Raw genomic sequence first — 10405 nt, 5'->3', positions numbered from 1 at the left:
CGCGGTAATGGGTAATGGGTAATTGGTAATGGGAAAACCATTTTTCACGCTATAATCCCCATTTTTCAGGCTTTTCATGGGAAGGCACTCAACCCTTAAAATTTCGATAACTGTACCTCATAACATCGAAAAGCGCTGTATATTCTAAATCTTCGATTTGTTTGGCTAGAGAAAATTTGCGAATCCTCCATGGTGATATAGAGGCGATCGCCACAAGCGCAAAGAAACCGGGTTTCTCCTGGGATACCCTCTCTGGAGCGAGAAGGAACCAGAAACCCGGTTTCTACTGACTCTCTATCCCCTAAGAATATGCTTCCATCGGAGCGCAGGAACAGACAAAATTACGATCGCCGAACGCATTATCAATCCGTCCCACCGGAGGCCAATACTTAAACTCCCTTGTCCAAGGCGCAGGATAGGCTGCTTGCTGGCGCGAATAGGGATGCGTCCACTCATCCGCTAACAGCATTTCGGCGGTATGGGGCGCATTTTTGAGCAAATTATCCTCCGCAGACATCTCTCCCCGCTCAATGGCCGCAATTTCCTCGCGAATGGCAATCATGGCATCGCAGAAGCGGTCTAACTCTTCCTTCGACTCACTTTCCGTCGGTTCCACCATGATGGTTCCGGCAACGGGCCAGGACATGGTAGGCGCGTGGAACCCGTAGTCCATCAACCGCTTGGCAATGTCTTCGGCTTCCACACCAGCCGATTTTTTCAGGGGGCGCAAGTCCACGATACATTCATGGGCCACTAAACCAAACTTACCGGTGTATAAAATCGGGTAATGGGGGTCGAGACGATGGGCGATATAGTTGGCATTCAAAATCGCTACTTTCGTCGCATCCGTTAACCCTTGAGGCCCCATCATGGCAATGTACATCCAGGAAATGGGCAGGATACTGGAACTTCCCCAAGGGGCTGCTGCTACGGCTCCCTGTTCAGTCTTGCCCAAATCAATCACGCTATGACCGGGGAGGAAGGGAACCAAGTGGGGGGCAACCCCAATGGGCCCCATCCCTGGGCCGCCGCCACCGTGGGGAATACAGAAGGTTTTGTGCAGATTCAGGTGACAAACATCTGCGCCATAGTCTCCAGGACGACAGAGGCCGACTTGGGCGTTCATGTTAGCGCCATCGAGATAAACTTGGCCACCATGGCTATGGATAATTTCGCAGATTTCCTGAATGGCTTCTTCAAATACGCCGTGGGTGGAGGGATAGGTGACCATGAGCGCGGAGAGTTTAGCGCTGTGTTTTTCCGCTTTAGCTCTGAGGTCGGTTAAATCAATATTACCCTGGCGATCGCATTTTACCCCCACCACTTTCATCCCGCACATCACCGCACTAGCTGGGTTCGTGCCATGAGCCGACTCTGGAATCAGGCAAATATGGCGATCGCCCTCTCCGTTATGCTGATGATAGGCACGAATCACCAGTAATCCCGCATATTCTCCCTGAGACCCAGCATTAGGTTGCAGAGACACCGCCTCAAATCCAGTAATTTCCGCTAACCAGTCTTCCAACTGACGGAACATTTCCTGATAGCCTTGGGTTTGCTCCAGGGGTGCAAAGGGATGAATTTGCCCCACTTCCGGCCAAGTCACCGGAATCATCTCGGCTGTAGCATTCAGTTTCATCGTACAAGAGCCGAGGGGAATCATGGAGGTCGTCAAGGACAAATCCTTAGCTTCCAAGCGATGCAGATAGCGCAACAATTCCGTTTCCGAGTGGTACTGGTGGAACACCGGGTGAGTTAGGTAGGGACTTTGGCGCGTGAAGCTGCCAAAATCTGGCGCAGGTGCAGAAGCGATAATTTCTTCGGCAGTAAAGGGTAGGTCACCGAGCGGAGTCGGTAGGTCACCGAGCGGAGTCGAGGTGACCATTTCGCCCTCTGAGCCACCGTTCCCTGACTCACCGTTCCCTGACTCACCGTTCCCTGAGCGGAGTCGAAGGGAACGGGCAAAAATCTCCCACAAGTCCACCACATCCGCAAGGGTCGTAGTTTCATCCAAAGAGATGACCACGGTCTTTTCATCCAGGGTGCGGAGGTTAATTTTTTTCTCCTGAGCGGCTGCTAATAGGCTCTCTAAGGCAGTTTCGCCCAAGTTTACCCGTAACGTATCAAAAAACTGGCTATCGGGCAAACTATAGCCCAAACGCTTGAGACCTTCCGCCAACCAGAGCGTCTGTTGATGGATGGTTTCGGCGATCGCCTTCAAGCCCTCCGGCCCGTGATACACTGCATACATCGACGCAATCACCGCCAGCAGCACCTGAGCCGTACAAATATTACTCGTCGCCTTATCCCGGCGGATATGTTGCTCCCTCGTTTGCAGCGCTAACCGCAGAGCAAGCTTGCCATCCTTATCCTTAGACTGACCCACAATACGACCGGGGACTTGCCGCTTATAGGCCTCGCGGGTCGCTAAAAAGGCCGCATGGGGGCCACCATAGCCCAGGGGAACCCCAAACCGTTGGCTATTACCCACCACCATATCCGCATCCATCTCTCCCGGAGGTCTCAGCAGGGTAAGACTCAGAAGGTCAGCCGCCACAGTCGCCAGAGCGCCGACTTCATGGACTTTAGCAATAAACTCACTGTAGTCGTAAATTGTACCATCCGTCGCCGGATATTGCAGCAGCGCCCCAAAGATGGGTTGACTAAAATCAAACTGGCGATGATCTCCCACAATGACCTCAATACCCAAAGGTTGAGCGCGGGTTTGCACCACTTCCAAGGTTTGGGGATGACACTCCTGGGAGACAAAAAAGCGATTGGCCTTATTTTTGCAGATCCCATAGCTCATGCTCATGGCTTCGGCTGCGGCAGTACCTTCATCAAGTAAGGAAGCATTAGCAATTTCCAACCCCGTTAAATCAATCACCAGAGTTTGAAAATTTAAGAGGGCTTCCAGACGACCTTGGGCAATTTCCGCTTGATAGGGCGTATAAGCCGTATACCAGCCCGGATTTTCCAGGATATTGCGCTGAATGACTGCTGGGGTAAGACAGTTAGAGTAGCCCATGCCGATATAGGAGCGGAAAAGCCGGTTTTTGCCCATGATAGCTTTGAGGGTGTTCAGGGCGGCTGATTCACTTTCGGCGGTGGGGAGATTTAGAGAACGAGTGAGCTGGATCGCTGGAGGTATGGTACGCTCAATGAGGGTCTCTAAGTCATCGATTTCTAACAGTTTGAGCATCTGTTGAATATCGTTGGCATTCGGGCCTAAATGGCGATCTGCAAATGAGCGAGTCTGCTGCTCAGACGCGGATGAAGAAAGTTTTGAGGATAGTGATCCGGTATTCATGTTGGCTTTGAGAGTTACGTCTGAATTCTGCATGGGCGATCCATATCTCACATCATCTCACAAATTTAAGGGTTGCAGAGTGCCATAGGGGTTTTGATGACACTCTATTCCCTATTGCCTGACTTCTGCAAGCAGTCTAATGCTCGTCCTCATCGCCTTCGAGTTGAGCGCGATATTCCGAAGCTGAGAGTAAGCCCTCTAGCTCTTCGTTATCATCAATACGAACTTTGAGTAACCATCCTTCTCCGTAAGGATCGTCACCAATGTTTTCCGGGGTCTCCAGTAGCTCTTCATTGCGCTCAGTGACTGTACCCGTAACGGGGGGATAGAGATCTTCAACCGCTTTTACCGATTCAATTGAACCGAAAGATTCCTCTTTTTCTAAGGCTTCTCCAACGTCTGGCAATTCAAGATGAACAATATCACCGAGTTGATCGATCGCAAAGGCACTTAAGCCAATGGTGGCAATTTCGCCATCAAGCCGCACATACTCATGGCTGTCGAGGTATTTTAGATCATCTGGATATTCTAATTCCATAGAAACTTCCTATTTTTTTCGACTAATCTCTACTGGTTATATATCAGGATTTGGGTATGATCGGCACATCTTCTTTTAATTTTCCCGGAAAGATTCCAGAAAAGAGGCGATCGCCCTTTACCCCATTCCCCATTACCCCATTACCCATTCATGAGTCGAAAACTCTCGAAGCGATTAAAACCAACCCTCCTTGTGGTTGACGATGAGCCAGCTAATCTGAGTTTACTGAATCGGATTTTGGTCAAGGAGGGATATCGAGTCAATCTGGCTTCTAATAGCGAGGATGCCTTAAGCTATATCCTGGCTGGCTCAGTGGATTTAGTGCTGTTGGATGTGATGATGCCGGATATAGATGGGTATCAGCTTTGTCAACATCTAAAATCCATGGAGGTGAGTGCGGATATTCCCGTTTTGTTTATTAGCGCCATGGATGAAACCCCCAGTAAAGTTAAAGGGTTTGAAGTAGGGGGAGTCGATTATATTAGTAAGCCGTTTGAACCGGTGGAAGTGGTGGTGCGGATTGAGCATCAGCTCCGACTGCGTAAGTATCAACAAAAGTTAGAAGAGCAAAATGCCCAGTTACAGTTGCTCCTCGATACCACCGAAGCGCTCAGTGATGCGGTTGATATTGAGTCTGCCTTAGAGGGGGTATTGGCTAAAATTTGTCAAACCATTCATTGGGATTTTGGCGAAGCTTGGATGCCCACTCAAGGGGGCACTCAGTTACGGTTGAGTCGGGGGGGATATAGCCATAGTCGGGAGTTTGAGAGGTTTCGTCATCTGAGTGAGGCGATCGCCTTTACCCCCCATAAAGGCTTACCGGGACGGGTTTGGGTGTCTAAGGAGTTGGAATGGATTGAGGATATCTCCCAAACTACGCCCATCATTTCTCCCCGGATGCAACAAGCCAAAGAGGTGGGTTTAAAGGGCGCTTTAGCTGTACCCATTTGTTGGCAGAGGGAAGTATTGGCAGTCTTGATGTTTTTTTCGCGATCGCCCTATTATCCCGATCGACGCTCCTTAACCTTAATCCAATCCGTCGCCAACCAGTTAGCCTCCCTCATGCGACGCAAACAAGCAGAGTCAGACTTACGCCAAGCCAATCAGGAATTAACCCGGTTAGCCACCCTCGATGGCTTAACTCAAGTCGCCAACCGGGGACATTTTGACCAAGTATTGCGCCATGAATGGTCTCGATTATTGCACCAGATGCAACCCCTCTCCATGATTTTGGCGGATGTAGATTATTTTAAGCGCTATAACGACTGCTATGGTCATTTAGCCGGGGATGACTGTTTGCGCCAAGTCGCTCAGGTGATGGCAGAAGCCGTTAGACGCTCCAGAGATTTAGTCGCTCGCTATGGGGGTGAAGAATTCGTTGTTTTATTGCCCAATACCGATAGTTTAGGCGCTCTGCGAGTCGCCCAACGCATTCATCACGAAATCGGGGAACGACAATTGCCTCATGCGGGTTCTGATGTCCAACCCTATGTCACCCTAAGTTTAGGCGTTGCTTGTCTGGTTCCCAGTATTGCCCTATCTCCAGAGAGCCTGATTGCTACAGCCGATGCCTCATTGTATCAAGCTAAAACCCAGGGACGCGATCGCATTGTCGTCAATGAAGGTATGGGCTGACATGGCGATCGCCTATAGAGTTTAATCGACCTCCAAACCCCTATAAAATAGAGAAAAATCCAAGAGGAGACCAAATCACTGATGGCTAGAGATGCGTTCCACTCTGTAGTCAAAGATGCCTTAATTGCTCAAGGGTGGTTGATTACCCACGATCCATTTCCTCTTGATTATGGAGAGGTACAAATGCAAATTGATTTGGGTGCTGAATTTCTCTTGGCGGCTGAACGAGATAGGGATAAAATTGCCGTAGAGGTCAAGAGTTTCATCAATCCCTCTGCCATTTCTGAGTTTCACACAGCCGTCGGTCAATATCTCAATTATCGACGCGCTCTGAGAGTACAAGATCCCTCACGTACTCTGTATTTGGCTGTACCTCATCCAACCTATGATGAATTCTTTCGTCTCCGGTTTATTGAAGAGGGAGTCCGGGAATATCAACTCCATTTGCTCATTTACGATGTAGAAGAAACAAGGATCGTGCAATGGATCGAATAGCAACCTATCGTCAAATTGTTCAAGAAATTTTGCTCTCCCATAGTCAAGTAAAACCCATCTTTGGCGAGGTGGAAATTGGCGTTGTCTTTGATGTGGAGCGCGATCGCTATCAAGTCGTGCGGACAGGATGGATGAATAAACGGCGCGTTTATGGAGCCTTAATTCATATTGATATTAAAGACGGCAAAATTTGGATTGAGTATGATGGCACTGAAGTAGGAGTCGCCAACGAACTCACTGAACGAGGAATCCCCAAAGATCGCATTGTTTTGGCTTATCACGCACCGTTCATGCGTCCCTATAATGGATTTGCTGTGAGTTAGTTTTGCCGATCTGCCGCTCTTATAGAAAAATTGCCTAAAATAAATGACACACAAATTCCAGTAACTCAATCATGAACTCACCCTCAGTCCTATCGGCCAACTCCGACGCTCTACCGCCCCAGATTAAACAGGTGATGGAGATCTTGCAACAGGATTTACCCAACTTATTTCAACAGGACATTAACTACAACATTTATACCCCCGATATCCTCTTTGAAGACCCCATCAGCCAATTTAAGGGTAAACTCAATTACCGCATCATCTTTTGGACACTGCGCTTTCATGGTCAACTCTTTTTCACCGAGCTAGGTTTTGATGTCCATCAAATCGAATTTTTGCCCCCCCAAACCTTGCGCGTAGACTGGACAGTGCGCGGAAAACTGCGAGTCCCCTGGACAGCACAAATTAACTTTAACGGTTATTCTATATATACTCTCATTGACCAAAGCCTAATTAATCATCATGTCGATACTTGGGATCGTCCTCCCCTAGAGATTTTAAGGCAATTTCTACCTGGATCAGCCTCTACTCAAGTAAAATAGCCTAACAATAGCATTACCCTTCTGCCCATTACCCATTACCCTTCTACCCATTACCCAATGGTAACACTCGGTCAATTACTCGGCTTTTTCAGTTTAGTTGCATCACTCTATGTTCTCTGGACAATACGCAGTATTTTATTACTCCTATTCACCGCAGTTGTACTTGCCACTGCCCTCAACCGGGGGGTGCGTCTGGTGCAAAAATTCGGTCTTAGTCGAGGATTATCCGTTTTAGTAACGATCAGTGTTACCTTTCTGTGTTTTCTTCTCTTCTATTGGATTATTGTTCCCCCGTTCATTGAACAATTCCAAACCCTTATCGATCTGATCCCCACAGGGATTCAAAAACTGCGGGAGCTACTTAACCAATGGCGAGATAATACCCCCTCTTGGTTACCCGAACCTCCGGATTTTTCCAGTGGATTTCAACAAATTCAACCCTTCCTTACCCAAGTATTTGGTAACTTTTATTCCTTCTTTTCTAACTCGATCATCGCTGTTGGTCAATTGCTGCTGGTGATTGTCTTAACCTTAATGTTTTTAGGCGATCCCCTGTCCTATCGTCGAGCGTTGGTGCGCCTTTTTCCCTCCTTTTACCGACGGCGAGCTGATAGCATTTTATCTGAATGCGAAATCGCTTTAGATAATTGGTTTGGGGGCATTATTCTTAACTCCCTGTTTATTGGCACACTCAGTTTTGTCGGATTATCGATTATTGGCGTGCGCTTAGTTTTGGCCCATGCACTGCTGGCTGGACTGCTGAATTTCATCCCCAATATTGGCCCGACCTTAAGCGTTATTTTACCAATGACTGTTGCCATTTTAGATACGGGTGGATTTCTCAAAGCAGGGGCAGTTTTGATATTATATGTGGTAGTTCAACAAGTGGAAAGCTATTGGTTAACCCCCACGGTAATGGCCAAACAAGTTTCCCTGTTACCCGCAGTCACGCTCCTGGCACAAATTACTTGTTTACAACTTTTTGGTATTATTGGTCTGTTCTTAGCTCTTCCCTTAGCGGTTATTGCCCAAGTCTGGATTAAACGCCTACTCCTCGAAGATATTCTCGATCAATGGGTATTAGATAATCCAGATTCACCGTTCGCAAACCTTCGGGAAGGATCGGGAGAAGAGTTAGAGGAAAACGATCAAGGAGATTTACCGGAGTCTGAAATGCCTAACTTCTCTTCTTCAGAAGATAGTCATCTGTAAAAATAACAGAATAGGGGTGATTTATAAGTGAGGATCTTGATATTCCTTGGGCTTTCCCTTCTCCGATCGCATGGTGCTAGTGAACTACCCACACTGACCTGAACTCTAACGCAATTTTTCTGCCTCTCTTTGAGCCGCTTGGCTATTCTCTTGATAGCGCACGGTTCGGTCTTGGGCAATCTGATAGCGATCGTCAGATGCAGCCACTTGAGCCATTAAATTACTGGCTTCTTGCCATTTTTCGGCTAAGGCTAACCATTCTGCCTCCGTTTGCGCCGTCAGTCCCTCATTAGCGGCAGCTTGGGCCAGACGTACCGCTTGGGTAAAGGGATCGGCCGCAGGGGTAGACGTTGCAGCATTCGGCGTTTCAGGGGCGTTAGTCTCAGGGGATGCAGAAGGGGCGCTTTCTAGGACGGGTTGGTTTTGGGCATTAGAATCATTGGGGGTGCGCCACCAAGACATGACCCATAACCCGGCTAAAACCAAGACACTACTAAAAATCGCGCCGCCAATAATCCCCCGACGGAATTGACGTTGCTCTCGTGTTAACTGGGAGGGGGTATAGTTGGGTAGGGGAGTCTTGCGCTTGCGAGGGGATTGAGCTTGTTGGTGATTCGACCATTGTTGTAATAACCCCGGCTTTTTCAGCACAATTAATTCTGACCAGAGCAGTTGACCTTCTGGATCTTGCTGAATTTCTTCCAACCACAACAGTTGTTGCTCGCGCACCAGGCGACTATTAATATTTACGCGCCGAATATTCCGAGGGGCGATCGCCTCTAGAATACTGGTCACCTTCTCCACCAATGGCGTTTGTTCCAATTGACGCTCTTGTTCGGCTTCGCATAACAGTTGCAGAATTCCCCGGTCTAGAACAGCCCTCGTGCGAATCCCTGAGTTAGCTAGTTTTTCATTCAACACCTGAATAATAGCGGCAACGCTACCCTGGCGAGCTTGCTGAAAAATATCATCCATCGGATCGACCCTCTGTCCTTTTGGTGTAAACCCTGGTGGAGCATCAAAGATATTGTTTTTCATTGTGGTTGGCGTGGACTCGTTTTCAAGGAACCAAGAATAGGCAAGGGAGAAAATGTTTCACTCCTGACTTGCCGTAAATCATACTTCAATCTGGCGGCTAACGTCATGAGAATTGGTTAGCCCTAGAATTTTAGGGAGGCGATCGCCGAATTGCCCAAGGGTGTGATTATAGGGCTATACCTCCTAGAGTCTTAACCCATACAACCGTTCCCTCCGTTCAGGACTACCCTTTCGAGTTTGGGCTTTCCTTTGCCATTAGGCTGTACCCATGACCACAATTGCGTATAATCTGTAAGGAAATTATCTTAGAAAACTCACCTATTTCCGAGTGCAGCTTAAAATGGCAACAACTTAAGCTAAGATTTCCATGATTACAGACTCCTTTGTTGTCTCTCCTCGCTCCATGGGGGAGAGAGTCAACTGCCCACTTTAGAAACCTAACCTTAGCAATGCCCCGGATATTAGTCATTGATGACGATCCCGCAATCTCAGAATTAGTTGCTGTCAACCTGGAAATGGCTGGCTATGATGTCAGTCAAGCGCCCGATGGCATAAAAGGCCAAGCTCTGGCGATCCAATTGCTTCCAGATATGATTGTACTGGACTTGATGCTGCCTAAAGTTGATGGCTTTACTGTATGTCAACGTTTGCGTCGAGACGATCGCACTGCCGATATCCCCGTCTTGATGTTAACCGCTCTCAACCAAACTCAAGACAAAGTAGAAGGTTTTAATGCGGGTGCAGATGATTATCTCACCAAACCCTTTGAAATTGAGGAGATGTTAGCACGGGTGCGGGCCCTGCTGCGACGCACCGATCGCATTCCCCAAGCAGCTAAACACACTGAAATTCTCAATTATGGCCCCCTAACGCTGATTCCAGAGCGTTTTGAGGTCATTTGGTTTGACACCACGGTTAAACTCACCCATTTGGAATTTGAGTTACTCCACTGTCTTCTCCAGCGCCATGGGCAAACTGTTTCTCCGAGTGAAATTCTCAAAGAGGTGTGGGGATACGATCCCGATGATGATATCGAAACTATTCGGGTTCACGTTCGCCATCTGAGAACCAAATTAGAACCCGATCCCCGTCATCCCCGTTATATCAAAACGGTTTATGGGGCTGGATATTGCTTGGAGTTGCCTTCGACTAAATCAGAAGCTTCTTAACGGTCAGCACCCCGCTCTAAAGAGACGGCGGCTCACTGCCTCGTTAATTTAGGTAGCTGACCCGCCTAAGCCCCTAAAGGGCTACGTTGCATTTAAGAGCCAAAGTTCTCACCTTGGAATGCCTCGCCAGTTCCGAGCTTCTG

At 48.2% G+C, this 10405-nt stretch carries 9 protein-coding genes; 6 read left to right on the top strand and 3 right to left on the bottom strand.

Features of this window, described 5'->3' with window-relative positions; all coding sequences use genetic code 11:
• Positions 1-301: 301 nt before the first annotated feature.
• Together gcvP and gcvH are read right to left on the bottom strand one after the other, a co-directional pair.
• A complete protein-coding gene (gene gcvP / locus PJF56_RS01960; protein WP_283760953.1) occupies positions 302-3310 on the bottom strand; it encodes an aminomethyl-transferring glycine dehydrogenase in 3009 nt (1002 codons plus the stop codon).
• A 136-nt stretch (positions 3311-3446) separates the two neighbouring features.
• On the bottom strand, positions 3447-3848 hold the full coding sequence (gene gcvH, locus PJF56_RS01955; RefSeq protein ID WP_283760952.1) for a glycine cleavage system protein GcvH: 402 nt from the start codon (positions 3846-3848) through the stop codon (positions 3447-3449).
• Positions 3849-3998: 150 nt separating this feature from the next.
• Between gcvH and PJF56_RS01950 the strand changes: the two genes are divergently transcribed.
• From PJF56_RS01950 to PJF56_RS01930, 5 genes are all read left to right on the top strand, one after another.
• The gene (locus PJF56_RS01950; RefSeq protein ID WP_283760951.1) at positions 3999-5483 is read left to right on the top strand and encodes a diguanylate cyclase; all 1485 of its coding nucleotides are present in this window, start codon (positions 3999-4001) and stop codon (positions 5481-5483) included.
• A 78-nt stretch (positions 5484-5561) separates the two neighbouring features.
• Positions 5562-5978, top strand: a complete 417-nt coding sequence (locus PJF56_RS01945) for an element excision factor XisH family protein (RefSeq protein ID WP_347179414.1) — start codon at positions 5562-5564, stop codon at positions 5976-5978.
• Positions 5966-6301 (top strand): XisI protein, encoded by a 336-nt coding sequence (locus PJF56_RS01940; RefSeq protein WP_283760949.1) that lies wholly within the window; start codon positions 5966-5968, stop codon positions 6299-6301. The genes PJF56_RS01945 and PJF56_RS01940 overlap by 13 nt, the downstream gene beginning before the upstream one ends.
• A gap of 71 nt (positions 6302-6372) precedes the next feature.
• Positions 6373-6843 carry a C6orf136 family protein gene (locus PJF56_RS01935; RefSeq protein WP_283760948.1) on the top strand — a complete coding sequence of 157 codons (471 nt, stop codon included), beginning with the start codon at positions 6373-6375 and terminating at the stop codon, positions 6841-6843.
• Positions 6844-6900: 57 nt separating this feature from the next.
• On the top strand, positions 6901-8055 hold the full coding sequence (locus tag PJF56_RS01930) for an AI-2E family transporter (RefSeq protein WP_283760947.1): 1155 nt from the start codon (positions 6901-6903) through the stop codon (positions 8053-8055).
• A gap of 105 nt (positions 8056-8160) precedes the next feature.
• On the opposite strand, the gene PJF56_RS01925 is transcribed toward PJF56_RS01930, so the two are convergent.
• The gene (locus PJF56_RS01925; protein ID WP_283760946.1) at positions 8161-9093 is read right to left on the bottom strand and encodes a hypothetical protein; all 933 of its coding nucleotides are present in this window, start codon (positions 9091-9093) and stop codon (positions 8161-8163) included.
• 449 nt (positions 9094-9542) lie between these two features.
• On the opposite strand from PJF56_RS01925, the gene PJF56_RS01920 reads away from it, so the two are divergent.
• Complete coding sequence (locus PJF56_RS01920) at positions 9543-10262, top strand: response regulator transcription factor (RefSeq protein ID WP_283760945.1); 720 nt, start codon at positions 9543-9545, stop codon at positions 10260-10262.
• The last annotated feature ends 143 nt before the right edge of the window (positions 10263-10405 follow it).

The organism is Roseofilum halophilum BLCC-M91, from assembly GCF_030068445.1.
GTDB lineage: Bacteria > Cyanobacteriota > Cyanobacteriia > Cyanobacteriales > Desertifilaceae > Roseofilum > Roseofilum halophilum.
This window is presented reverse-complemented; position numbering and strand designations above follow the sequence as displayed.

What these genes read in the sequence shown, in the direction of transcription:
- PJF56_RS01940 (WP_283760949.1), top strand. Translation starts at nt 5,966, where the DNA reads ATGGATCGAATAGCAACCTATCGTCAAATTGTTCAAGAAATTTTGCTC.
- PJF56_RS01935 (WP_283760948.1), top strand. Translation starts at nt 6,373, where the DNA reads ATGAACTCACCCTCAGTCCTATCGGCCAACTCCGACGCTCTACCGCCC.
- PJF56_RS01930 (WP_283760947.1), top strand. Translation starts at nt 6,901, where the DNA reads ATGGTAACACTCGGTCAATTACTCGGCTTTTTCAGTTTAGTTGCATCA.
- PJF56_RS01920 (WP_283760945.1), top strand. Translation starts at nt 9,543, where the DNA reads ATGCCCCGGATATTAGTCATTGATGACGATCCCGCAATCTCAGAATTA.
- PJF56_RS01950 (WP_283760951.1), top strand. Translation starts at nt 3,999, where the DNA reads ATGAGTCGAAAACTCTCGAAGCGATTAAAACCAACCCTCCTTGTGGTT.
- gcvH (WP_283760952.1), bottom strand. Translation starts at nt 3,848, where the DNA reads ATGGAATTAGAATATCCAGATGATCTAAAATACCTCGACAGCCATGAG.
- gcvP (WP_283760953.1), bottom strand. Translation starts at nt 3,310, where the DNA reads ATGAATACCGGATCACTATCCTCAAAACTTTCTTCATCCGCGTCTGAG.
- PJF56_RS01925 (WP_283760946.1), bottom strand. Translation starts at nt 9,093, where the DNA reads ATGAAAAACAATATCTTTGATGCTCCACCAGGGTTTACACCAAAAGGA.